24 protein-coding genes are annotated in these 25132 nt (G+C 63.5%); 14 read left to right on the top strand and 10 right to left on the bottom strand.

The features are described 5' to 3' along the window. Positions 1–358: 358 nt before the first annotated feature. Positions 359–859, bottom strand: a complete 501-nt coding sequence (locus VMW12_10405; GenBank protein HUZ50125.1) for a hypothetical protein — start codon at positions 857–859, stop codon at positions 359–361. Beyond that, entirely contained in the window at positions 856–1458 is a 603-nt protein-coding gene (locus VMW12_10400) for a lytic transglycosylase domain-containing protein (GenBank protein HUZ50124.1), read from the bottom strand. Before VMW12_10400 ends, VMW12_10405 begins: the two co-directional genes overlap by 4 nt. Before the next feature lie 119 nt (positions 1459–1577). Between VMW12_10400 and VMW12_10395 the strand changes: the two genes are divergently transcribed. Beyond that, positions 1578–2111 (top strand): fatty acid hydroxylase, encoded by a 534-nt coding sequence (locus tag VMW12_10395; protein HUZ50123.1) that lies wholly within the window; start codon positions 1578–1580, stop codon positions 2109–2111. Positions 2112–2121: 10 nt separating this feature from the next. Continuing rightward, a complete protein-coding gene (locus VMW12_10390; GenBank protein ID HUZ50122.1) occupies positions 2122–3318 on the top strand; it encodes a glycosyltransferase in 1197 nt (398 codons plus the stop codon). On the opposite strand, the gene VMW12_10385 is transcribed toward VMW12_10390, so the two are convergent. Next, positions 3315–4277: an ROK family protein gene (locus tag VMW12_10385; GenBank protein ID HUZ50121.1), complete on the bottom strand. Its 963-nt coding sequence runs from the start codon at positions 4275–4277 to the stop codon at positions 3315–3317. The genes VMW12_10390 and VMW12_10385 overlap by 4 nt on opposite strands. 110 nt (positions 4278–4387) lie before the next feature. Here VMW12_10385 and VMW12_10380 point away from each other — a divergent pair, with 110 nt between their 5' ends. The 4 genes from VMW12_10380 to VMW12_10365 are packed head-to-tail and all read left to right on the top strand — an operon-like array spanning position 4388 to position 9412. After that, complete coding sequence (locus VMW12_10380) at positions 4388–5068, top strand: YkgJ family cysteine cluster protein (protein ID HUZ50120.1); 681 nt, start codon at positions 4388–4390, stop codon at positions 5066–5068. Further along, positions 5068–5967 carry an alpha/beta hydrolase gene (locus tag VMW12_10375; protein HUZ50119.1) on the top strand — a complete coding sequence of 300 codons (900 nt, stop codon included), beginning with the start codon at positions 5068–5070 and terminating at the stop codon, positions 5965–5967. The genes VMW12_10380 and VMW12_10375 overlap by 1 nt, the downstream gene beginning before the upstream one ends. Positions 5968–6004: 37 nt before the next feature. After that, positions 6005–8989 (top strand): glycoside hydrolase, encoded by a 2985-nt coding sequence (locus tag VMW12_10370; GenBank protein HUZ50118.1) that lies wholly within the window; start codon positions 6005–6007, stop codon positions 8987–8989. A gap of 18 nt (positions 8990–9007) precedes the next feature. After that, entirely contained in the window at positions 9008–9412 is a 405-nt protein-coding gene (locus tag VMW12_10365; protein ID HUZ50117.1) for a hypothetical protein, read from the top strand. Positions 9413–9458: 46 nt separating this feature from the next. Here VMW12_10365 and VMW12_10360 read toward each other — a convergent pair whose 3' ends face one another. Next, complete coding sequence (locus VMW12_10360) at positions 9459–10670, bottom strand: transposase (protein ID HUZ50116.1); 1212 nt, start codon at positions 10668–10670, stop codon at positions 9459–9461. 191 nt (positions 10671–10861) lie between these two features. Between VMW12_10360 and VMW12_10355 the strand changes: the two genes are divergently transcribed. Continuing rightward, complete coding sequence (locus VMW12_10355; GenBank protein ID HUZ50115.1) at positions 10862–11437, top strand: peroxidase-related enzyme; 576 nt, start codon at positions 10862–10864, stop codon at positions 11435–11437. Between the two features lie 198 nt (positions 11438–11635). On the opposite strand, the gene VMW12_10350 is transcribed toward VMW12_10355, so the two are convergent. The 6 genes from VMW12_10350 to VMW12_10325 all read right to left on the bottom strand — a co-directional run bounded on the left by VMW12_10350 (position 11636) and on the right by VMW12_10325 (position 16685). Beyond that, on the bottom strand, positions 11636–12598 hold the full coding sequence (locus VMW12_10350) for a threo-3-hydroxy-L-aspartate ammonia-lyase (GenBank protein HUZ50114.1): 963 nt from the start codon (positions 12596–12598) through the stop codon (positions 11636–11638). Positions 12599–12605: 7 nt separating this feature from the next. Further along, positions 12606–12986, bottom strand: a complete 381-nt coding sequence (locus VMW12_10345) for a hypothetical protein (GenBank protein HUZ50113.1) — start codon at positions 12984–12986, stop codon at positions 12606–12608. Continuing rightward, positions 12983–14617 (bottom strand): peptide chain release factor 3, encoded by a 1635-nt coding sequence (locus VMW12_10340; protein ID HUZ50112.1) that lies wholly within the window; start codon positions 14615–14617, stop codon positions 12983–12985. Before VMW12_10340 ends, VMW12_10345 begins: the two co-directional genes overlap by 4 nt. Further along, entirely contained in the window at positions 14617–15105 is a 489-nt protein-coding gene (locus VMW12_10335) for a hypothetical protein (protein ID HUZ50111.1), read from the bottom strand. The genes VMW12_10340 and VMW12_10335 overlap by 1 nt, the downstream gene beginning before the upstream one ends. Then, positions 15102–16160, bottom strand: a complete 1059-nt coding sequence (locus VMW12_10330; protein ID HUZ50110.1) for a glycosidase — start codon at positions 16158–16160, stop codon at positions 15102–15104. Before VMW12_10330 ends, VMW12_10335 begins: the two co-directional genes overlap by 4 nt. A 90-nt stretch (positions 16161–16250) precedes the next feature. Beyond that, on the bottom strand, positions 16251–16685 hold the full coding sequence (locus tag VMW12_10325; GenBank protein ID HUZ50109.1) for a hypothetical protein: 435 nt from the start codon (positions 16683–16685) through the stop codon (positions 16251–16253). Positions 16686–16800: 115 nt separating this feature from the next. On the opposite strand from VMW12_10325, the gene VMW12_10320 reads away from it, so the two are divergent. The 7 genes from VMW12_10320 to VMW12_10290 form a co-directional block, all read left to right on the top strand. Next, positions 16801–17559, top strand: coding sequence for a hypothetical protein (locus VMW12_10320; protein HUZ50108.1), 759 nt, complete (start codon positions 16801–16803; stop codon positions 17557–17559). Between the two features lie 66 nt (positions 17560–17625). Then, positions 17626–19929, top strand: coding sequence for a HAMP domain-containing methyl-accepting chemotaxis protein (locus tag VMW12_10315; GenBank protein HUZ50107.1), 2304 nt, complete (start codon positions 17626–17628; stop codon positions 19927–19929). A gap of 52 nt (positions 19930–19981) precedes the next feature. After that, positions 19982–20902 carry a COX15/CtaA family protein gene (locus VMW12_10310; protein HUZ50106.1) on the top strand — a complete coding sequence of 307 codons (921 nt, stop codon included), beginning with the start codon at positions 19982–19984 and terminating at the stop codon, positions 20900–20902. Then, positions 20899–21819, top strand: a complete 921-nt coding sequence (locus tag VMW12_10305) for a heme o synthase (protein HUZ50105.1) — start codon at positions 20899–20901, stop codon at positions 21817–21819. Before VMW12_10310 ends, VMW12_10305 begins: the two co-directional genes overlap by 4 nt. After that, positions 21816–23183 (top strand): MFS transporter, encoded by a 1368-nt coding sequence (locus VMW12_10300; GenBank protein ID HUZ50104.1) that lies wholly within the window; start codon positions 21816–21818, stop codon positions 23181–23183. Before VMW12_10305 ends, VMW12_10300 begins: the two co-directional genes overlap by 4 nt. A 21-nt stretch (positions 23184–23204) precedes the next feature. After that, positions 23205–24842, top strand: coding sequence for an acyl-CoA dehydrogenase family protein (locus VMW12_10295; GenBank protein HUZ50103.1), 1638 nt, complete (start codon positions 23205–23207; stop codon positions 24840–24842). Beyond that, a partial coding sequence (locus VMW12_10290; GenBank protein ID HUZ50102.1) for a hypothetical protein occupies positions 24839–25132 on the top strand: 294 nt, incomplete at its 3' end. The genes VMW12_10295 and VMW12_10290, both read left to right, overlap by 4 nt.

The raw sequence follows: 25132 nt of genomic DNA, 5'->3' as shown, positions 1-25132 counted from the left end.
TAAGCAAAATGGGCAACGCCAATCTACGCAGAGCGCTCTATATGCCAGCCCTCAGTGCCATGACTACCTCTACGGCGCTCGCTCGGTTTGCCACCAGACTAAAGCTTCGAGGAAAGCGAGGGAAGCTCGTCGTCGCTGCTCTCATGCGGAAGATGCTCACGATCGTCTACGCGGTCCTCAAGAGCCGACGGCCCTATGTTGAGGGCACCGCCGCTTGACACCAAACCACGGTATCTGCGGGCTTCCTACTCGTGCGTTTTTGTGCAACTTCCAAAGGAAGTTCGGCATCCTGCCTTTTGCACAAAAATCGCACGTCCCCCAAAGCATGGATGCCGTTGGGCGCCGCGGGGAGCTCCGGCTAGGACGATGCCCCAGGCCGGGCGCAGAGCTCGCGTAAGGCCGATTGCGCGGCCGCGTCCGGCTTCTGCGCGGGCGGGTAGGCGTAGAGCGAGAGCATCGTATCGGCCGTGCCCTTGAGGAAGACGACGTCGGCGCGATCGTCGTGCCGGTTGTTGCCCTGGATGCGGGTGCCCGTCAGTTCCATGTACGTCGCCGGGAGGTTACCGCAGATCGTGATGTCCCGCTTCGCAAGAATCTTCGTATCTTGCATATTGGCGCTCTTGAACGCGTCGTTAAAATTCACCGTCGCGGGCAGACGCACGAGCATCAGGACTTGGTTGTTGTCCGCGGTGGTCCACACTTGCATGACGCCGAGCATGCTGGCTTTGGAACTAAAGCCCGCCGGAGCCGTAAAGGTGAGCCCCTGCGCCGGGCTCTTGGTCAAGTTACTACATCCGCCCAATAGAACGATTGCGCCGAGCGCATAGAGCGCGCGGTGCAAGAACGATCGATTCATCATCGGCCACCTCCCCTTGAACCAGACTTCGAAAACGGCGTTCCATGCACCTCGAAGGCCGCAATGTTGCCCCAACGCTCGTCGATATATTGCACGTATTGGAGCGTTTCCGGGTACGGTGGGATACCGCCGTACCGTTCCACCGCTCCGGGGCCGGCGTTATACGCAGCAAGCGCCATCGAGTATGGATCGGGGTAGGCCGCGCGATAGGCACGCACGTAGCCTCCGAGCAATCGAGCCGCGCCCTCGATCGCGGCATACGGCTCGAACGGGTTCACGTGATGGGCGAGTGCGGTGGACATCATGAACTGCGCGATGCCGATCGCGCCGGCCGGCGAGACGGCATGCGGATCGAATGCGGATTCTTGGAGCAGCGTCGCGCCGAGAAACTCCGGGGGCAGGCCGTTCCGCTCGGCCGCTCTCACCGTCGCGTCCGCCAGCATCAACGCCGCGGCGGGTTCGATCCGCTCGTTGGTCCGCAAAATGACGTGCGCCAGCGCGAGCGCGGGCGCCATGCCCGGTCGTCCGTCCTCGATCAAGCGAGCCCCGACCAGCGCGTCGACGCGCGGCGGCTCGGGCCAACTCAACGCGATGTTACGCAATCGCGCGATTCTTGGTTTCGCAACGATACGTTCCGTGGTACCGTCGAAGGGAGAGATGGAGCAGCCGCACAAGATGGCTGCAGCAATCGCGCAAACCGTCTTGCGAAGGAATTGGACCAATGGTAGTGGTGTTAGCAGCGTTCGTCGTTCTCGTAGCCGGTGATTTTGCATCGACGTTCTTCTACCACGTCCCGCAACACCTGTGGTTCACGCTACATCTCCGCACGCACCACGATCGGCGCCGGTCTTACTGGGACCACGCCGTGCTCTCGACCAACTACGAAGTGCTGCTCGACGGCATTCTAGGGGCCGTCCCCTACCTGGTGGTCGCTGCCTTGGTTTGGCGCATCTCCTGGCCGGGCGCGATCGCCGGCCTGCTGATCGGCCAACTGCACGTCTGGTGGCGCCATACCACGGAGCTGGGTTGGGTCACGCCAGGATGGGTAAAAGCCATCTTGCGACCGCTCGGGTTGGTTCTCCCCGAGGACCACGACGGCCACCACCGAAACCCCGACATCGAGTTTGGCGACATCTTTCGCTTTTACGACGCTCCGGCTCGGGCCCTTTTAGCCAAACTTGCCCCTACGAGCCGGCGGATGCGTAATGCCGCCGTGCGTCGCCGCAGTAAAGCGCGGGCGCCGATCCAAGTGTAACGGAGACTAGATGACCAAACGGGCACTCTTTCTGATCTCGGACACCGGCGGCGGCCACAGGAGCGCGTCCAACGCGATCACGGCAGCCCTGGACGAGATCGAGGAGCCGTACCCGTTCGAGCATCGGATCGAAGACGTCGCCGCCCACTGTGCCTTCCCCCTCACCCAGCTCGGCCTGGGCTACAGCATGGCCCTGCGCTACGCTCCTCCGGTCTATGGCGCGCTCTACTATGCGACCAACGGACGCCGTCGCTATCGGGCCCTGGTCCGCTTCTGCGAGCCCCTCTATCGCGAGCGGCTCCGCGATCTGTTTACCAGCTATCGCCCGGACGTGATCGTCTCGGTCCACCCGCTGCTCAACCATGCGGCGCTGCGAGCCCGGGCCGACGCTCACATGCAGCACATCCCGATCGTCACCGTGATCACGGATCTGGGCAAGGTCCACGAATCGTGGCTAACGCCTGAAGCCGACGCGGTGGTCGTGCCGGCTCGCGAAGTGTACGAGCGGGCGCTCTCTCGAGGCATCTCGCCGTCGCGACTACGCTTGCTGGGCCAGCCGATCCATCCAAAATTCGACGACGTGACCGGGACACCCGAAGAACTGCGCGCGGAGCTCGGGCTACCGCAAGATCGCATGGTCGTCATGTTGATGGCCGGCGGCGAAGGCGGCGGGAAACTGCTCCCCACCACGCTCGCGCTCGCTCGAGCGAGGCTGCCGATCGAACTCTTGGTCGTGTGCGGCCGCAACGAGCCGCTCAAGCAGCGCTTGCTCGAATTGGCCCCCTCGTTGCCCACCAAACTGCACGTCCTGGGCTTTACCGACAAAATTCCGGAGTATTTCCACGCCGTCGACCTCCTGGTCACCAAAGCCGGGCCGGGGTCGCTGGCGGAAGCGAATGCCGCCCAGCTGCCGGTCGTCGTGTACGACTACGTGCCGGGGCAAGAGCGCGGCAACGTCGATTTCGTCCGGAGCAACGGGCTTGGCGCGGTGGCCATCCACGGGGCCGCCGAAGTCGTCCAGGCGGTACGCAACCTCATTCGCACGCCCGAGCGGCTCGCGCAGATACGGCGCAATCAGGAAGTGGTCGCACCGGTACGCAGCTCGCGGCGGATCGCCGCCTTGATCTCGCAGATCGCCAACTCCCATACGATCCCCGCGCAGGAGCATCTGGTTCCGGGCGCGCTCAAGGCCGTCGCTTCGCTCTAACCCTCGGCGGGCTGCGTCGTTAAGCCGCCGCGGAACGCCATCGTCGCCGCCCCGACTTGGCCCGCATCGTTTCCGAGTTTGGCAATCGTCAGTTGGGTGGTGCCTTTGGGCACCATCGTCGTTAGCGCGTCCACCCGAGCGCGCACGGCCTCGAGCATGAACTCGCCGGCGGTGGAAACGCCGCCCCCGAGCGCGATCATTTCGGGATTCACCGCGGCGATCACGTTCGCCAGACCGATGGCCAGATCGGCCGTATAATTTTTCCACGCCGCAAGCGCGTGGCCGTCGCCGTTCTGCGCGGCTTTGCGAATCTTCTTCGACCCGAGTTTATCCCGATTCACGTCCAGGAGCAGGCTGCGCGGAAACGACGGCGCCACGGCAAATGCATGCCGGATCAGGCCCGTGCCCGACGCCTGCGCCTCGAAGCACCCGATTTTCCCGCAGCCGCAGACGAAGCCGTCGGTCGGGCGGATTTGGTGGTGGCCGAATTCGCCGGCACCGAATCGGTTGCCAAGCATGAGTTGTCCGTCCGCAACGATGCCGCCGCCGATCCCCGTTCCGAGCGTCAGCAGCACGAAATCCTTATGGCCCTGCCCGACGCCGAACGTGTACTCGCCCAGGGTCGCGCAACGCGCATCGTTCCCGACGAAGACCGGGAGCTTGAAGCGATCGCCCACGGTCGCGCCGAGCGGTATGTTGCTCCATCCGAAGTTCGGGCTATAGACGACCGTACCGGTGGCAACCTCGATATTGCCCGGCGAACCGATCCCGATGCCGATTACGTCCCCGCCGGCGTCTTTGAGCGCCCCGCCGATCGTCTCGACCAGCGCATCGGTTACCGCTTTGACGCTCAGGTCGTCCAGGTCCAGCTCGTGCTGGCGATGGATGGTTCCATCGTCGGTGATGACCGCCGCAGTCACATGCGAGCCGCCTAAATCCACCCCGATAGCCGTGCGCACGCTAAACTCTCTCCTCAAATATCGTTCGACGCCGCAGGACTGCGAGCGCAGGGACATTCTTCGCTGCGCCACAGGCCGCACCCGCACGCGATATCGAACATCTGCGCGTCATGGAAACTATCGATCTGATCAACCTGCGCAATTTTTCTCGGCGCACCGAACAACCGACCCATCCCGAATTGCTCGACGATCGCCCGATGGAGCACGTCAACAAGATCGAGATCGATGAAGAGCACATCACCGTCGAATACGACGAAAAAACGACGCGGTATTACAACGTCAACGAAATCGTTCGGCGCGAATGGGTCTATAAATTCAACGACGACCCCGAGATGGTCAAAGCGATCGGCAAGGTTATCGACCTCGCGCGCAAGCATCTCAAGGATCTACCGGAGAACGTCGCGTGTCCGCCGGGTTGCGCGGAGTGCTGCAGCGGATACGAGCCGTTCGTCAGCCGCTCCGACGTGCAGCGCCTCGCCGATCACCTCGGAATGACGTACGCGGATACGATGCGCGAGTACATCGTCGAACGTCCCTCGGCCGATGGATTCCACGTCGGCTGGGTACGCAAAGTCTCCGACGATATCGCCGACAATTGCGTCTTTCTCATGGGCAACCGGAGCGGCCGCTATTACTGCGGCATCTACGAAGCGCGCCCGCACGATTGTCGCGATTTCACGCCGATCGGCTGCGACGACGTGGACGAAACGATCGATCGTAAGAGCAACTTCAAAATCGGCGCCGCTTTCGCACCCAAAGTGCGCTCGGGTCGTATCAAGAAGCGACGCTAGTGAGCCTGCAGGCGCGAGCTGCGGGGCTGTTCTTGCGCTTGACCGTGCGGTGGCCGCTGCAATCGGCGCTCGGAACCTCGCGTATCCTACGCGTCACGCGGCGAACGTTCAACGGCGGCAGCCTGATATTCGGGCGGCCGCCGTCCGGGACGTCGCTGCAACCCGACGGCGCTCGCGGCGAATGGCTCATCCCAGACGGCCGCGCGCAATCCGTCGTCGTGCTCTACTTGCACGGCGGCGGTTACGTCGGCGGGAGCCCCGCCGGGTATCGCAGCCTCACGGGCGCGATCGCACGACGCACCTCCGCTCGCGTCTACGTCCCGAACTATCGTCTCGCGCCGGAACATCGCTTCCCCGCTGCCGTCGACGACTCGATCGCAGCCTATCTGGGCTTGCTCGAAAGCGGCGTCTCCGCCTCGCATATCGTCATCGCGGGCGATTCGGCCGGCGGCGGCCTTACGCTCTCGACGGCGCTGGCCCTGCGCGAACGCGGGTTGCCGCTCCCGGCGGGGCTCGTCATGCTCTCGCCTTGGGTCGATCTTGCGGGAACGGGTGAATCACACCGCACCAACGCCTCCAGCGACGACGTCGTCGTAGACGACGGCTCGAACGCGCTGGCGCGTGCGTACCTCGGGGATCGGGCGCTCGACGATCCCGCCGCGTCGGGGCTCTACGCCGTGCTGGAAGGGCTTCCCCCGATGTTGATTCACGCGAGCCGGAGCGAGGTGTTGCGCGACGACGCCGTTCGTTTAGCCGAAAAGGCGCGCGTCGCAGGCGTCGAGGCAACGCTGCGGCTCTGGGACGCTGTGCCGCATGTGTGGCAGCTTTTTCCGCGGCTCCCGGAGACGCGCGAATCCCTCGATGAGATTGCCGCATTCGTTGCGCGGGTATGCCGATAGCCGCGGCGTAACTACGCGTGACGGAGGGTCCACTACGTTGCGTCGATATATGCCGCTCGTCGTTCTTTTTTCGCTCTTGGCCTCGCTCGTGCCGAACCCGGCCGGCGCGCAGACCGTCGCGCCGTCGCTCTACCAGGGCATGCGTTGGCGCTTCATCGGCCCGTTGCGCGGAGGCCGCACCAAAGCCGTCGCGGGCGTACCCAGCGAGCCGAATCGTTTCTACATCGGGGCCGTCAACGGCGGCATCTGGACGACGGACGACGCCGGGCGGACGTGGACGCCGATTTTTGACGGCCATTCGACGCAGTCGATCGGCTCGCTCGCCGTCGCGCCCAGCGATCCGAACGTCATCTATGCCGGTAGCGGCGAGGGCCTTCAACGCCCGGATCTCGCGATCGGCAACGGCATCTACAAATCGGTCGACGCCGGTAAAACCTGGACGCATCTCGGTTTGCGAGACGGCGAGCAGATTCCGCAGATCGCGATCGATCCTCGCAACCAGAACACCCTCTTCGTCGCGGTCCTCGGGCATCCGTACGGGCCGAACGATCAACGGGGCATCTACCGCTCGACCGACGGCGGCACGACGTTCGCCCGCGTGCTCTACACGAACGACAACACCGGCGCATACGACGTAAAAATCGATCCCCTGCATCCGGATACCGTGTACGCAACGCTTTGGGCCGCTCGCCAAGCACCGTGGGAGATCGGCGGCTCGTTCGAGATTCCGGGAAGCGGCATCTATAAATCGACCGACGGCGGCACGACCTGGAAGCCGATCGATACGGGGTTACCCAAACGCATCGGGCGCATCAGCCTGGGCATAGCAGCCTCGGATCCGAACGTCATCTACGCGTTCGTCGATATGCCCGCTCCGGGCGCGAAATACCGCAGCGACGATGCCGGTGCGATCTATCGCAGCGCCGACGGCGGCGCGCATTGGACGATGACCAACGATACCGACCGCGTCGGCGAACGCGGCGACGATCTCACCGCGATCGCCGCCGACCCGAAAGATCCGAACACCGTCTACGTCACCAACACGTCGACCTATCGCTCGACCGACGGCGGAAAGACGTTTACCGCCATCAAGGGCGCGCCGGGCGGTGACGATTATCAAAACATCTGGATCAATCCCAACGATCCTTCGATCATTTTGCTCGGCAGCGATCAAGGCGCGACGATCTCCGTCAATCACGGGCGCACCTGGAGCTCGTGGTACAACCAGCCGACGGCGCAGATGTATCACGTCAACGCGGATAATCGTTTTCCGTATTGGGTCTGCGGCGGCCAACAAGAGAGCGGCTCGGCATGCGTGAAGAGCCGCGGCAACTGGGGCGAAATCACCGAACGCGATTGGCACACGGCCGGCTCGGAAGAGTACGGCTACGACGTGCCCGACCCGCTCCACCCCGGCATCTTCTACGGCGGCAAGGTCGAACGGTTCACGCAAAAGACCGGGCAAGTACAGGAAGTCGCGCCCGAACCCTTGCGCGGCAAGGGCTATCGCGTCGTGCGCACGCAGCCCCTGGCGTTCGATCCGATCGATCAACACAACCTCTACTTCGCATCGAACGTCGTGTGGGTAACGAACGACGGCGGCATGCAGTGGCGCGCGATCAGCCCCGATCTCACGCGCGCGCATCCCGCGATCCCCGCGGTCATTCGCGCTTTCGAAAAAGACGATCCCGAACAAGGCGCGCATCGCGGCGTCGTGTACGCGCTGGCACCATCGCACGAGCACGAGGGTACGATTTGGGCCGGAACCGACGACGGTTTGGTGTGGATCACGCGCGACGGCGGTAAGCATTGGAAGAACGTCACGCCCCCCGCGCTCACCGCGTGGAGCAAGGTCTCGCAGATCGACGCGTCGTCGTTCGACGATAATACCGCATACGTTGCCGTCAATCGTTTTCGCTTAGACGATCAACGTCCGTACGTCTACGTGACCCACGACGGCGGCGCGCATTGGCGGCTGGCCGTGAGCGGATTACCCGACGCACCGATCAACGCGGTGCGCGCCGACCCGCGGGCGCGCGGCTTGCTGTACGCCGCGAGCGAGACCGGCGTAAGCGTCTCGTTCGACGACGGCACGCACTGGCAACCGCTGCAACTCAACCTTCCCACCACTTCGGCGCGCGACATTATCGTGCACGGCAACGACCTCGTCGTCGCCACGCACGGCCGCGGGTTCTGGATTCTCGACGATGTCGAGCCCCTGCGGGCCCTCGCGCGCACGCATGCGTTCGCAGGACCGCACCTCTTCACGCCGGAGCTCGCGTACCGCATTCGGCGCGACACCAACACCGACACGCCGCTCCCGCCCGAAGTACCGCACGGCCAGAATCCGCCGAACGGCGCGATCCTCGACTACGCGCTCGCAAGCGATGCAAGCAAGGTGAGCATCATCATCGCGGACGCAAAGGGGCACGTGGTCCGAACCTACGCGAGCGACCAGGCGGCCCCGCCGCACGTCGCATTCGATAAACCGAGCTATTGGGAGCAGCCCTTCGTGCGGCCCGGCACGAGCGCGGGTATGCATCGCTTCGTCTGGGATCTCCACGAACCGGCGCCCCGCTCGGAGAACGTGGATATGCCCATCTCGGCGGTCCCCGGCGATACTCCGCGCGTGCCGCAAGGTGCGCTCGTGGTGCCCGGCCGCTACACCGTGACGCTGGTCGTGGACGGCAAACGCCAATCCCGCCCGCTGACCGTCGCCATGGATCCGCGCGTTAAGGTCGCCGCCGCGGCGCTTCTGACCCAATATCACATGGCGCATGACGTCGCCACCCTGATCGACCGCACGTATGGAGCGATCCAAACCGCTCGGGCCAAGCATCAATCGGCTTCGGCGGCTGCGCTCGAAAGCGTCCACGGCGCCCTGGGTTACTTGCTCGCGATCGTCGACGGCGCCGATGCCGCCCCAACGGCCGGGATGCGGAGCGCCTATTGCTCCCTTACCGCACGCGCCTTTATGGCACTTCATGCAACCCCCCAACGTTCATCGAGAGTCTGTCACTAAGATAAGGAGAATCCACCTATGAAATTCGCCCGCACTCTTCTGGTCGCAGTCGCTGCGGCCGCAGTCCTCGGTGCTTCGGCTGGAGCCGCCACGCCAACCACCGTCATGTTCCCAATGAAGGCCCTCAACGCTAGCGGCGAAACCGGCACCGCCACCGTCACGCAGGTTGCCACCGGCGTCAAGGTCGTCGTTTCACTCAAGGGAGCGCCCGCGACCGCGCAACCGACGCACATTCACGTCGGTACCTGCGACAACATCAATAAGGCGCCCAAGTACCCGCTGGCCAACACCGTCAACGGCAAGTCGACCACGGTCGTCAAGGGCGTCACGCTCGCTCAATTGCTCGCCGGCCATTATGCGGTCAACGTTCACAAGAGCGCGACCGCCATCGGCACCTACGTTTCGTGCGGTAACATCAAATGAACGACTCCACCTGACGCTGCGCGTACAGGATGGAGTTTCGTGTTGCTCACGCGGTTTGCGCGGGGCACCCGGTCGGTTCCCGGCCGGTGTGGGCAAGCGCCCACAAGAGATTGACGCGCGCAGCGTTCTGATCTCGGGTTAAGACCACGCCGCATTCGCAAACGTGCATCCGCTGCGGGAGCGCCTTCTTGCGCTGCCTCCCGCAGCAGCTGCACGTTTGGCTCGGCTTGACTTTGCGCGAGCGAACCTCGATGAACGCGATACCAGCCTCCGCCGCTTTGTATCGGAGCAGATCGAGAAATGCGCGTGGGGCCGTCGCGAGGATTTCGCGATTGAGGCCCGCCTTCTGGGCGACGTTGCGCCCGGGTGATTCGATTGTTCCTTGCGCGGAACGGACCATGATTTTGACCGAAAGCGATTCGGTCGCGATGAGACCGGTCGTTGCGACGAGCTTCGCCGAGCGCTGGTGCAGGAAGTTGTGGCGTTTGTCTGCCGTCTTGCGGTAGATCGCCGCGACAACCTTACGTGCCTTGGTACGGTTGTTCGACCGCTTGGCCTTGAGACTAAGGCTCTGCTGCGCAGCTTCGAGCTTGGCCCGCATCTGTGCGAAGAAGCGCGGATTGGCAACCTTCGAATAGCTGCCGTTCTCGTGGGCGAGCGTGGCAAATGTTTCGACGCCCCAATCTAGGCCGATCGCCTTGATGCCTCCTTTGCGTTGCGGCCGGCACGAGAGCGTTAGGCTCGCATACCAGCGCCCGGCCTTGTGCACAATCTCACACGTTTTCAGTTCGCCCGGCGTACGCGCACGACCACGCACCGGGATCGTACCGATGCCCGAGAGGCGCAGCTTGCCGTGCCGGTTGCCGTCGCCCGGCACGAAACGGAACCCGTCACCGTGCGTCTTGTATCCCCAGCCTGAATAGCGGTCGAAGGCTTTGAATCGTGGGAAGCCGGGGGCTTCGCCCTTGCGGCAACGCCGAAAGAACGCCGCGAAGGCCAGATGCAGGCGGTGCAGGGTGACTTGCGCCGACTGGGCGTTGAGCGCAGCGTACCGCTCGTCGTCGGCGCGAAGCTCGGTGAGATCGCGCATCTGGTCGTATTCCGACAGACTCTTGCGCTGCAATCGCCAAGCCGATTTGCGTTGTTCGAGCGCGGCGTTATACAGCCGCTGGTGCAGGCCTAGATTATCGAGCAACTCCGCCTGCTGCGAGCGCGACGGATAAAGGCGATAGACGACCTTGCGCGCGACGGGCTCCATATTACTGATCTTCTCGCGGCATGATGCCACCAGGGTGGCAGAGTGCCGCGTGGCCCCGGGAAAAGATTTTGAGCGCCGTGCCGGGCGCTGCGGCGCTTCAGCATCAGTGAAATTCGGGGAGGTGCAGCATGGCTGCAGCCGCCGCTTTCAAGTAGTTCTCAACCCATCCGCGTCGAAAGAGGGATGTTGCTATGCAACGCCCCTCTTTTGCTTCCCGCTTCGGCGAAACGCCCGAAGCCGAACTCCCCGAAGACATCGCGGCGATCTATCAGGCCAACCGCGAGAAGGTGGGATTCGTCCCCAACGTCTTCCGCGCGTACTCGCGCAGGCCCGAACACTTCCGCGCGTTCATGCACTATCACGATGTGTTGATGCGCGGCAAGAGCGGCCTTTCGCGCGCCGAGCGCGAGGCGATCGTCGTCGCGATCAGTTCCGAGAATCGCTGCCAATACTGCATGACCGCGCACGGTGCCGCGCTACGCATTCTCGGCAAAGATGCCGCGCTCGCGGAGCAGATCGCCAACAACTGGCGCACGGCGGAGCTCACGCCGCGCTGGCGCGCGATGCTCTCGTTCGCATCCCGCGTGAACGAGCCGGGCTTCGCAGCCTCGGATGCGGAGATCGAAGCGTTGCACGACGCCGGCTTTAGCGACGACGACGTTTGGGACATCGCGGCAATCGCCGCATTCTTCGGCTTGTCGAATCGTATGGCCGGCTTGATGGATATGCGGCCCAACGCGGAGTTTTATGCGATGGGCCGCGAGTAGGCTGCCTGGAAAGCCCTAGTGGTTTGGGGAACGTGTGATTTTTGTGCAATCGACAGGACGTCGACTTCCTTTGAATGTTGCACAAAAACATACGAGTAGGAAGCCCGCAGGATGCGGGCTGACGAACGGTTCCCCAAACCACTAGGGCTTTCCAGGCAGCCTACTCGCTGTCCGTCAGCAAGGCGCGCTTGCACGGCTTCAGTTTGCGCGGGCGAGCAGCTCTGCGTAGCGATCCGGATCGACGTTGCCGCCGCTGATGATGATGCCGACCGCCGCTCCGGCGACGGCGATTTTGCCTGACAGTAGTGCGGCGAGCGCGGCGCCGCCGCTGGGCTCGACCACGAGTTTCATCCGTTCGAAAGCAAAGCGCATCGCTGCGCAGAGTTCGTCGTCGCTGACGGTGACGATCCCGCGCGCGTGTTCCTTGATGATCGCGAACGTCACCTCTCCGGGCGACTGCGTTTGCAAGCCGTCGGCGATCGTTGCGGGGACGCCGATGGTCACGCGTTCGCCGCGCCGGAACGACTGCTGCACGTCGTTGCCCGCCTCCGGTTCTACGCCCCAGAGCGCGATCGCGGGATCGATACCGTGCGCGGCGATGCAAGCGCCGCTAAAGAGGCCGCCGCCGCCGACGGGCGCGACGATCGCTTGCAGATTGGGGGCTTCTTCGAGCAATTCCAGCGTCGCGGTGCCCGCGCCGGCGACGATGCGTTCGTCGTCGTAGGGTGGCACGAGCGTGGCTCCGCGCTCTTCGCACAGACGCTGCGCGATGATGGCGCGATTATCTTCGGAGCGTTCGTAGAGCGCGACTTCCGCGCCGTATCCTCGCGTGGCGTCGAGCTTCGAGCGCGGCGCATCGCTGGGCATAACGATGGTAGCGGGGATGCCGAGCAGCTGCGCTGCGAGCGCGACGCCCTGCGCGTGGTTGCCGCTCGAATAGGCGACGACGCCGGCCTTCCGCTGCGATTCGTCGAGCTGCACCAAACGATTGTATGCGCCGCGGAATTTGAACGCGCCCATGCGCTGTAAGTTCTCGCACTTGACGAAGACGCGCGCGCCCACGCGCTCGTCGAGCGTGCGCGAGCGCAGCACGGGCGTGCGATGGGCGACACCATCCAAGCGTGAGGCTGCAGACCGAATGTCGTCGTAGGTTACGGCCATCGCGTGCCTATGTTTTTGGAACGGCAGACGCCGCGATGGAGTGGAAGCGCCACGCGGAGATGCGGCCCTTGTCGTCCAGGCGCATCTCTTCTTTGTAGGTGCTGTTGGCGAACTTGACGATGAAGCAATGCGCGGCGGGCGGGCAATCGGCGGTGGTCTCCTTGAGCGATTCGAACTTGCCCTGCTGGGAGAGTTCGTCCGACCACTCCGCCACTTGAACCCGGCTGATATTGATACCCGGAGCGATCTCGTTCTGCACCGGCCCGAGATCGTTGTGTATCACGGCCATCGTGAAGGACTGCGCGTCGCGCTCGTATTTGTTTTGAAACGAACAGCCGGCGACGAGCGCCAGCGCGGCGACGACGCCCAGAGTGGTGCGCAGATTCATAGGGCGGATACCTCTCGATCGACTTCGGCGGTAAACGGGGCGAAGGACAATGCGGGATTCCATTCCTGCGCGAGGCGGACGCTCCACTCGCTCTCGAAGAGCGCGATCGGGGCGCCGGACCAGTCTTCGACGAGTTTCGCATTGCTCGGAAGTTGCGCGAGCGCCGCGAGCTCGGGGTCGCCGATCACGCGACGCGCCACGTTCAAGGGCAGATACGAGAAGTGCGTTTTGACGCCGTATTCGCCCTCCAGGCGATACTTGGCGACCTCGAACTGCAACTCGCCGACGACGGCCAGAATCGGTTCGGTTCGCGTCGATCCCCATGGGTAGAAGACTTGCACGGCCCCCTCTTCGCGCAATTGCGCGATGCCCTTTCCAAACGATTTGTAACTCGACGTATCGATACTCCGGACCGACGCGAAATGTTCCGGTGCGAAGGCCGGAATGGTCTCGAAGAGCACGGGGGCGCCGTTGTACAGGGCGTCGCCGATGGCGAAGACGCCCGGATTCGCAAGGCCCAGCACGTCGCCCGCATATGCGGAATCGAGCGACTCGCGCTCGTCCGCGAAGAGCTTCATCGCTCGCGATAGCCGCACGTCCTTACCCGTGCGCGCGTTGCGCACGACCATATCGCGCTCGAACTTCCCCGAACAAATGCGAATGAAGGCGATCCGATCGCGATGGCGCGGATCCATATTCGCTTGAATCTTGAAGACGAATCCGGTGAATTGCGCATCCGCAGGCTGGACCACGGCTAGGCCGTCGTCGACGGTTCCCGGCTGCGCTCGAAGAACGCGCGGTTGCGGCGGCGGGCTCATTTCGATAAAGCGATCCAAGAAGAGCTGCACGCCGAAATTGGTGACGGCGCTTCCGAAAAAGACCGGCGTAACTTCGCCGCGCAACATCGCATCGCGGTCGAAGGCCGCGCCGGCTCCGTCGAGCAGTTCGATGCCTTCGCGAAATTCCGCGTACGTCCGTTCGTCAACCAGCGTGCGCAGGCGCTCGTCGTCGGCCCCGGTTACGCGTTCGGTCGCGCGGGTCGCGCCGTGGGCGCTGCGCTCGAAGAGATGCACCTCGCGCGTCTGCCGGTCGTAGACGCCTTTAAACGTCGGCCCGCTGCCGAGCGGCCAATTCATCGGGAAGGCACTAATGCCGAGCACGCTCTCGAGTTCGTCCAATAATTCGAGCGGATCGCGGCTGGGGCGATCCATCTTATTCATAAAGGTGAAGAGCGGAATTTTCCGCTCGCGACAGATCGCAAAGAGTTTTTTCGTCTGCGGCTCCACGCCCTTGGCTGCGTCGATCAGCATCACGGCCGCATCGGCGGCGAGCAGCGTGCGATAGGTATCTTCGCCGAAATCCTGGTGGCCGGGCGTGTCGAGCAGGTTGACCGTGTAGCCTTTGTATGGAAATTGCAGCACCGTCGAGGTGATCGAGATGCCGCGTTCGCGCTCGAGCTCCATCCAATCGCTGGTCACCGCACGTTGGCGCTTTCGCGCCGAAACCTGCCCCGCAATGTGTATCGCTCCTCCGTAGAGCAGCAATTTTTCGGTCAGCGTCGTCTTGCCGGCGTCGGGATGCGAGATGATCGCAAACGTACGGCGGTGTTGAACTTCTTGGTCGATCGTCATCACTTCGTCAATTTCGAGCGTCGGTAGATGCGCAGGTCGGCGGAGGCCCCTTCAACCCGCAATAACGCTAACCGGTCGCCCACCCGATAGAAGCGGGCATCGGGGGGGATGTGGAACCGGTCGCGTCCCCGTCGCACGTAGGCTTCGTCATCGGTGACGGAAATCGTGCAATTGCCGTAGCGTAGTTCGGCCGGAGCCTCGATACGGCGCGCATCGGAGGGAAGGTGCTCGAGCACGTACGCGATCGCCCCGTGGGAGCGCTCCTCCTGTATCAGGCACTCAGGCAGGGCAGAGAGCGCCCACGGCGCGTCGCCGACAAAAGGCGGGGGCGGGGCCGACGAGGTGGGAATCGGCTCCCCGGCCTTGGGCGACATGGCGACGTTGACCGACCCGATGCGAATGCGAATCAAATCGCGCGCGGAGTATGCGGTGACGGCGACGGCGATCGCCACGACGAGAACGGTCGCGGCGACGAAGTAGCGAATCAACGCAACGTCATACGCGCCGCACCGATCGAGTAGTCGGCCATGCCGTAGTAGATGTCGAAGATGCCTCCGCCGAGATCCGGGCGCGGATCGATCGCGGTGGGGAACACCACATTGTCGACGGTACCGGTAAGTTCGCGCCCCGTCGTCGGAGCGAGCACCGGATGCGGCGATCGATAGATCACGCGATCGGGACGCTCGATATCGTGTACGACCACGCCGGCGCTATATCGAAATTTCGGACGCGAGCCGCTGTTATCGATCAGATCGACGGCATGATAGAGCGATAGCCACCCTTGCGGAACGCGCACCGGCGGGGTCCCGCTGCCGATTTTGATCGAGCCCCAATCGCCGTTGGGTGAGAGCACGAGCACGCTTTCGCTGACGTCCAAAAGCGCTTGTATATTCAGGATCACCGCCGCGAGCGGAATGTAGCCGATGCGAATCGATTCGCGATCTTCGAACGGCAGACGCTCGATCATCGGAATGGCGGCACGGCCGTCGACGGCCGAGAGATGCAGCATGGGACGATGGTAGAATGCCAAGCAGCGTTCGCCCGACGGCGAGAGCACCGGCTCGGGGAAGAATGCCGCATCCTTGTCGTCGCCGGCCGACATACCCGGGCGCTCGAAGCGCATCAATCCCAAACGCTCCCAGGTAAGGGCGTCGTGTGAGATGGCCACCGCGATGCGCGGGCCGGCCGGCCCGAACGCGGTGTACGCCATCACGTAGCGGTCGATCGCCGGGATGAACGTCACGCGTGGATCCTCGCAGCCATACCCCGGCTGCGGGCGCAGTTCGTAATCGGCGTGCGGTTCCAATGCAAATCCGTCGCGCTCGGCGTCGAAGCCGTCGGTTTTGGGCGTGACGAAGACGCGGCCGACGCGCGAGACGTTCCCCGGCGCAACGGCGCGCGGATAGAGCACCAGAGCGCCGTTGCGCGTACGCGCGCTGGCTGGGTTCAGGACGCCTTCCAACTCAGATGGACCGCCGTTAGGCGAGAGCACTAAGCCACGTCGCTCGATGGTAAGATCGAGCTCTGCGAGCGATTCGATCACGGTTCCCCTCTCGTTGCCCGCCATGCATATCCCGCTATGAGCCGACTTCCTCCAATATCGTCCGCAGCCGGCTCATCCTTAGCCGAATCGTCACGGGAGTTCCGTATGAGCGATCGGCTCGTCGCTCGGCGTGACGACTTCCACCCGAATACCTCGTCGATAGACGGAGTTCGGCACGATCCAGAGCGTATAGCTGCGGTACGCCGGCGACGGCTCTCCGCCGTCGGGCGGCGGCTCCTCGAAAGCAACGATACGAACGCGGTCGATGCTTGCTCGGATCGATTCGATGACCTGTTTGTAGCCGCTACGATCGTGAGGCCCCATCAACAGCACCACGCCGAACTCGCCGCGGAACTGCACCGCGGCCTTGATACCCACCCGCGCCAGTTGCGAATCGTTTCGGACTATAACGATCTGATCGCGCCCGAGAACCTCGGTCGTGCCTTGGGCATACGTCTTCACGCGTACTTCCCTGCAACCCACCAACAAGAGGAGCAAGGCGACCGACCACCAGCGCTTCACCATGCATCGGCTTCGCTCGTCATCCGCAAACGCCATTCTTCTTGCCCCGTCACCGAGGCTGTTCGAGACGCGTTGGAAGGTTTAGACTGAAGTATCAGTTGCCGAGCGAGGTGCTCCGATGATCGATCTGTTGACATTCCTGGTGGCGATTGCTGGCGCGTCGCCCGTGCCCGCCGCCTCTTCCGCGCCCATCCCCGCGCTACACGAAATCATGCGGGTCCGATCCTCGGCGCTCTGTGCGGAATTCGCCAGCCATGCCAACGGCGCGATCGATGCGACCACGAGTAACGATTCGACCCTGCTCACCCTGGTCGATTCGCTGGGCCGCACCAAAATGGACGATAGCCGGCTGGCTTGGAATAACGAGCTGCTCAAGCTCGAGCGGATGTCGGACGAGATCACGCGGCAGTGGAAAACGGGAGAGCGAGAGGTCGCACAGGTGCGGGCGCTGGCCGCCAAGAGCACCGATCCCCAAGAAAAGCTCGAATTGACCGCCTCGGCCAACGCCCTGGGCGGTGCCCTCTGGAGGCAACGGCGCATCGCGCGCGATCTCGACGGCTTCATCGCGTTCATGGAAACCGATCAGATGATGACCAATACGACGGCCGAAGGGAAGGCCAACGAGATGGTCTTCGGGGTCGCGGATCCGGTGCACAATCCCAGCTTCGGCGACTCCGTCAACCTTCACAACCCCGGCGGGACCCGCGGGTACGAGGGTCCCCCGGACACGATGCCGTTTCCGGGGGATCCCAATAACCCCAAGGCAAGCGCGCAGGCAATGGCCGCAGCTAAGGATTTTCGGCGCAGGATGGGCCCGATCGGAGAGGACGAGATCCAAGCCGCGGTCCACGTCGAACAAGCCTCGGAGGGCTGCTAGAAGCGTTAGCATTTCGTTATGCGCGGCTTAATCGGGTCATAGCATACACCGGATAACATTCCGGGAGTGAAACTCTCCCTTAGACTTCGCCTCTCCCTTTGGTCGGCGGTCTTAGCGCTCGTGCCGCTGACGATCCTTGCCTGCTATAGCATCTGGACCATTCGTACCGATCAACTGGCGGCCGCCGAACGAAGCGTCTCGGAAGACGCGCTCGCTACGGCGTCGACGTTACATCAGTTGCTCATCGGAAAGCGTCTCGCAACCGAAGTGATCGGCAAATTACCGTTTGCGCTCGATCTCGTGCGTGGCGGCAAGCAGCTCTCGCCGGGCGTTATGGACGGCCTTCTCTCGACGGTCCCGTATGGCGTGTCGCTTGCGTTCCTAGCCCCCAGCGGCCACGTTGTGGAAGAGATCGGGAACGTTTATGTCGACCCAAACTCGCGCGCGGTTAAAAGCGCTCTCGGCGGTGTAGCGGCGCTATCCTCGATTCATTTCGAGCGCGGGAGCCCTACGATGTACGCCACCGCGCCAATCGCCGACGGAATGACGCTCACCGGATTAGGCGCCGTCGTCGTACGAATAAGCCCCGACGACGTCCTTTCGCTGATCGACGGCTCCAAGGGAGCGCTCTTCGATGCAGGCGGTAACGCGATACGGGTATCGCACCATCCGGACGACGCATTCAAGACGCTCGCAGCGCTTGGGCTCGGTCCGCTACACTCCGCGATCGAAAACGACAGCACCGAGGTCCTGCGGGTACGTAATGCGTTCGCGTCCGGCCCGGCCTACGCAAGCGTTGCACGAGTGAACGAGACGCCGTTCTTCTTCGCGACGATCGTTCCCGAAAAAGCCGTCATGGGTACCGTTCGGATCGCCACCTTGGTGAGCATCGCGGTGGCCCTCTTCGCGGCAGTCCTCGTCTTCGTTGCGACCTTTGTGTTGCTGCCACGCCTGACGCTAGACCGTATATCGAGGCTCACGCAATCGCTCCGGCGCATTGCCGAAACGTCCGATCTCCGCGAGCGACTCCCCGAAGAGCACGACGACGAAATGGGCGCGCTGGCCATCTCGTTCAACGAGCTGTTATCGCGCCTGGATCGAGTCGTGACCAGGGCGCGCACGAGCGGCAGCGGTATCGAAGCCGCGGTTCGTGCGGCTCGGGCGCAGTCCCACGCAATACGCTCGGCCGCCGATGCAGCGGCTGAGGGCACGTCCAGCACGGCGGTCGCGATCGCTCAGATCGCGCGTAGCGCGCGCGACGTCTCGCAGAACGCACATCGTCTGCGGTCGGACGTTGACCGCAGCGCGCTATCGCTGGAAAGCGTCACGCTGAGTATCGAGGCTATTTCCGAAAACAACGATGCGTTAGCCGCGACCGCCGACAAGACGCTCCGTTCGGTGGAGAGTTTTGCGGGGGCGCTTACCGAAGTGACGTCGACGATTCGCTCGGCATTCTCACGTTCGCAAGAATCCGATCGGCGGGTTCGCGAATCTAGCGCGATACTCGACCAGATGATCGAGCGCACGTTACGCATTGCGAGCGATCTCCACGATGTATCCGACGCGATCGGCCAACTGCGAAGCGTCACCTCTCGCATCGATCAAATGCTGGATGCAATCGACGAAATAGCCGATCAAACGAATCTGCTCGCGCTCAACGCCGCCATCGAGGCGGCGCGTGCGGGGGAACATGGCCGCGGTTTCGCGGTCGTCGCCGACGAAATTCGCAAACTGGCGGATCGCTCCGCCACCGCGGTGCGAGAAGTTGCTCAGCTTACGGCCGAAGTGCAACGTAATTCTTCTATGGTGGAAGGCGTCGTCTCGAAGGCCGCGGACGGCGCGACCTGGGCGCGCGATGCGTCGGACCGCGCCAGCGCCGCGCTTCAAGAGATCCTGGGGCTTGTCGGTGAGACGGCAGACATGGCTTCTTCCGCGGCGATGGCGGCCGAAGCTCCGGTAGCCGCTTCGACCCAATTGATCGCTGCGGTTCGGGACATCGAACAACGGGCTGCAGGCGTCGCCAACGCCACGGCATCGCAGACGGCAAGCGTCCGCGTCGTCAACGCGCAACTTTCGAGCATGCGTTCGGTAACTGCCGAGATGGAAAGGGCCACGGCCGAGCAATCGACAGCGCTGGAGATGGCCCAACGCTCGATGGATGACGTCTCCGCGCGGGCCTTGGGCTCGCTATCGACGGCGCGGGAGCTCGAAGAGCTGGCGGGCCGCCTAGCCGACGAATCCGCAACCCTTCACGAATCGCTTGGATCTCTGGCCCGCGCCGAGGGCGATACAGTCGATCCGACAGTAATAACCTCGATCACCCGTTACGGGATCGAGGCCGGAACGCCGTTAACGGCCATCGCAAGTTAAGCGACGACTGTCGTTGCCTATGGGCTACCCCTGGGGTACCCTTGAACATCGAATGAAGACTCTGCGAAGCCTCGCGCTCGCGGCCGTCGTGGTCGCCCTTGGAACGGTCATCCTGGGCAGCTGGACGCGCATCAACGGGGCCGGAATGACGTGCCCCGATTGGCCTCTCTGCCACGGTAAGCTCATCCCCTCGATGTCGGACGGCACGATTTGGGAATGGACTCACCGGCTGTTCGCCTTTATCGTCGCTCCTTTGGTCGCCGCCGTGATGATTGCGGCGTGGCGCGTGCGGGAGCGCTCCTCGTTTATTTTTCCGACCCTGGCGGCGATCGGCATCCTGTTCTTGGTCCAAGTCGGGCTCGGGGCCGCAACGGTGAAGCTCGGCAATAGCCCCCTCTCGGTCGTGCTCCATTGGGCGACCGCGATGGCCTTTATCGCGTGCCTGTGCGCCATGGCGATTTTCGCTCACGCTAGCCTCGAACCGCCGAGCGAGCGTTCGGCCGACCGCTCGGCATCGCTCTTGATGGTCGGCATGTTGGTCGGAACGGCGCTGGTGACGTTCGTTACCATGTGCATCGGGGCGTACGTCAGCTCCAGCGGCGACGGCCTTGCTTGCCTCTCGATCCCGGGATGTGCGGGCAATGTGGTCGTATATACGCAAGGCCAGTACGTGCAGATGCTCCACCGCTTGCTCGCAGGCGGCGTTCTCATCTGCGCGGCCGGGTCGCTCGCAATCGCGTGGGCTCGGCCGGTCTCGACGCGCGTCCGCGCGCTCGTGAGCGTCGGCGTTGCGCTGGTTTTCGTACAGGTATTACTCGGATTGTTGAACGTCGCATTACGGTTGCCGATGGATCTTCGCGAAGCGCACGCGCTCAACGCGGCGCTCGTCTTTCTCAGCTTTGTCGTAGCGGCGCTGCTGGCAGCGTTAGACGCGCGCGCGTTCGGGCCAGAGCGTACGGTCGCATCCCGGTGAGTTCCACGCTCGCTCGCGTCGACGGCGCGCCTTCGCATGCTCATAGCGGACTGGCCGGCAAAATCGGCGACTACTACGAACTAACCAAGCCGCGAATCATGTACCTGCTGCTGATCACGACCATCGCCGCGATGGTGATGGCCGCGCGCGGCATACCGCCTCTGGCGGTGACGCTATGGACGCTGCTCGGCGGCGCGCTTGCGGCCGCCTCGGCCGGTACCTTCAACTGCATTTACGACGTAGATATCGATGCGTTGATGAAACGCACGCAAAATCGTCCGCTTCCAACCGGCCGCATCTCGATTCGAAACGCGACGATCTTTGCGATCGCCTTAGGAATCGCGTCGTTCGCGATCATGTATCTGCTCGTCAATCCGTTGGCCGCGTGGCTCTCGCTCGCCGGAAACGTCTATTACGTCGTCATCTACACGATGTGGCTCAAGCGCACGACGCCGCTCAACATCGTCATCGGCGGGGCCGCCGGATCGGTGCCGCCGTTGGTCGGCTGGGCGGCCGTCACCCATACGATCGGCGGCCCCGCTCTGGGCTTATTCGCGCTGATCTTTCTATGGACGCCGCCGCATTTTTGGTCGCTCGCACTCATGACCGAACTCGATTACGATGCCGCGAACATTCCGATGCTTCCCAACGTCAGCGGTGAAGAGCGCACGAAGCGGGAGATCGTGTACTACTCGATCGTCCTGGTGCTGGCGTCGCTCGCACTCTATCCGCTGCACATCATGGGCGCGTTGTACTTCGGCGCGGCAGCGGTGCTGGGCGGCATTTTCCTGATGGATGCATTCAAGACGTGGCGAGGACGCGGGGATAAAGATTATGCGCGCCGGCTCTTTCGTTTCTCACTCGTCTATCTCGCACTGATGTGCGTGGTCATGGTCATCGACCGCATCATCTCGTGAAGCGCAGCATCGCCGGACACGATCTCGATCGGTCCGCCCTACCGCTGCTGTTGACGCTCGGCTTGGGCGTATTTGCGGGCGCGCTCGATCTGAGCGTGCTCTCTCCGGCGCTGCCGGCTCTCGCCCTCGCGTTCAACGTACAGACCGGCGATCTCGCGTGGATTTTCACGCTCTATTTGCTGGTCACGGTCGCATCGATTGCGATCGCGAGCACGCTCGCCGATCGTTACGGACGCCGGCCGATCTACATCGCCTGCGTGCTGCTGTTTGCGTTGGGCAGTTTGATTGCGGTAACGGCGCAGAATTTTCCGATGTTCTTGCTGGCGCGTGCCATCCAGGCCCTGGGAGCGGGCGGAATCTTCCCCGTCGCCACCGCAGCCATCGGCGATGCCGTGCCGGCCCAGCGACGCGGCGCCGCGCTCGGCCTGGTCGCGGCCACGTGGGGGCTGGCGGCGGTCATCGGGCCGACGGTGGGCGGCTTGGTGACGCATTTCGTTTCGTGGCGCTGGATCTTCGCCGCAAATTTTCCGCTCGCCGCAATCGTCATCTTCTACGCGCGCAAGCTGGTGCCGGCGGTCGCGCCGCGCGTACGAGGGCCCCTCGACGTGCTCGGCCTGGGCTTGCTCTGCGGCGGCCTATTGCTCCTGATGGACGGCCTCACCACCGCTCACCCTATAACCGCGATCGCGGGAGCGTTGGTGTTGGCGGGGTTCTGGTTCTGGGAGCGCGTGGTCGAGAATCCCATCGTCCCCAGCCGGCTCTTCACGACGCCGCAACTTGCGAAGACCTATCTCCTCGAAATCGCGATCGGGATGCTCGAAGGCTCGCTGTTCTTCATTCCGACCGTGCTGATCGGCGCGCAAGGCCTCTCGTACGCGGTGGCCGGCTTGGTGGCGGCGCTCGGCGCGCTGGTCTTTGTCGCCGTCATTCCGATATCGGGGCGCGCGCTCGACCGCATCGGCAGCCGCAACGTGCTGCTGGCCGGAACGATCCTCACCGAGGTGGGCCTAGCGATCTTTGCCCTGGGCTTCTCGTCACTCTGGATCGCGCTGCTCGCCATGCTCGTCGCAGGTTGTGGATTCGGAGCGCTCCTAGGCGCCCCAACCCGGTACATCATCACCAACGAAACGCATAATCGGACCCGCGCCACGGCCGTTGGGCTGCTAAGCCAGGCGCTCATCGTCGGCCAGATTATCGGGAGTTCGATGGCGGGCGGCATCATGACCGCTTCGACCAACGAGTTGGCCGGCTACCGAAATGCCTATCTTGCGTTCTGCGGGGTCGCGCTGCTTGCATTGGCGATCACGACCACCCTCAAGCCACGCGAAAGCGAGCGCACCTCTCCTATCGAGGAAGCGGCATAACCGCTTAGGGAACCTACCGGCATGGCAACGCACGTCGTAGCAAATCAGCCACCTCCGTTCGAGCATATCGATCTCTTCTCGAGCGATCGAGCACTCGTCGAAGGCGTCGCCCGCGAAACGCGCGGCGCTGACGCGGAAGAATTGCGCGCGTTCGGTGCGCTCGCCGGACATCCCGAAACGATCCAACTCGGCTTCGACGCGAACGCGTACGTCCCCGAACTCCACACGCACGACCGCTTCGGCAATCGCATCGATGAAGTGCGTTTCCATCCCGCATGGCACGTGCTCTTGCATCACGCGACGACGCACGGGCTCCACGCCGCTCCATGGAACGATCCCAAACCCTACGCGCACGTCAGCCGCGCCGCGAAATTTTTCGTGTGGTCGCAAGTGGAGGCCGGGCACGGATGCCCCGTGTCCATGACGTATGCGGCCATCCCCGCGCTGCGCAGCGAGCCTTCGATCGCGCAACTTTGGGAACCGCGACTCTGCGCGCCCTCGTACGACCCGCGACTGCTGCCGATCGCGCAAAAAACCAGCGCGCTGTGCGGCATGGGCATGACCGAGAAGCAAGGCGGTTCCGACGTTCGGGCCAATCAAACGCGCGCGCTTGCGGCGGGCACGGCGCGCGGCTCCGGCGCCGAATACGTCCTGACGGGGCATAAGTGGTTCTGCTCGGCGCCGATGAGCGATGCGTTTTTGATGCTCGCGCAGACCGATGCCGGCTTGGGATGTTTCTTCGTGCCGCGCGTGTTGCCGGATGGAACCCGCAATCCGTTCGCGATCCTGCGCCTCAAAGAGAAGCTCGGCAATCGCAGCAATGCCTCGGGCGAGATCGAGTTGGAGGGAACGCACGCATGGATGATCGGCGAAGACGGGCGCGGCGTCCGCACCATCGTCGAAATGGTCAATCAGACGCGCTTGGATTGCATCATCGGCTCGGCGAGCGGCATTCGCCACGCGCTCGCGCAAGCGATCCATCACGCGACCTATCGCGAAACCTTCGGAGCGAAGTTGGTCGATCACCCGTTGATGCGTAACGTACTGGCCGATCTGGCACTCGAATCGGAGGCTGCAACCGCCCTGTTCCTTCGCATAGCCCGTACCATCGATGAGTCGGCGACCGATCCGCGCGCGGCGGCCCTCAAGCGCATCGGTACCGCGCTTGGAAAGTACTTCGTCTGCAAGCGCGCGCCGATGCTCGTCGCCGAAGCGCTGGAATCGCTCGGCGGCAACGGGTACGTGGAAGAATCGATCCTGCCCCGCCTCTATCGCGAAGCGCCTCTCAATTCCATCTGGGAGGGTTCGGGCAATATCAACGCGCTCGACGTCCTGCGGATCGTGCGCAAACAGCCGGAGGCGCTGGAAGCGTTTCGCGAGGAGCTCGCGCCCGCAATGTCCGATGCACGCTTCGCGCCGTCGGCAAAAGCCTTAGAGCTGCTGCTCCGCGACGGCCCTTCGCTCGAACTCCACGCTCGATCGATCGTGGAACGCATGGCGTTGCTCTGGCAGGGGGCGCTCTTGTTAGCGCACGCTCCCGCTGCCGTCTCCGATGCTTTCATCGCGAGCCGCCTCAACGGCGACGCAGACCGCACCCTGGGAACGCTTCGCTCGTCAACGTCGTTTGCGGCGATCGTCGAGCGTGCCGCGCCGCGATGAAAACGCGCGAATTCAATCGCAGCACGAAGTTGCTGGCGCAACGGCCGTGGACCGAACGGGAGCGTCGCGTCGTGTGGTGCGGGCTGACCGGGCGGATGGCGATCGCCATCGAGCCGCTCATCGGTATGGCGTTTTTTTCATTTCTAACGTGGGGAATCGTCTGGCGCGCGCATCACGTGCCGGACGACGCGACGCTCGTGGTGATCGCGCCGATCTTCGCTCTGGGCGCGCTCGCGTTCCTAGGATACTTCATTGCGGTAACCATCGCGCCGTTTATCGCCTATCTGCAA

The sequence above is a fragment of the Candidatus Dormiibacterota bacterium genome (genome assembly GCA_035532835.1).
In the GTDB taxonomy this organism is placed as follows: domain Bacteria; phylum Vulcanimicrobiota; class Vulcanimicrobiia; order Vulcanimicrobiales; family Vulcanimicrobiaceae; genus DAHUXY01.
The sequence above is the reverse complement of the archived record's forward strand: the minus strand, read 5'-3'. Positions and strand labels throughout refer to the sequence as shown.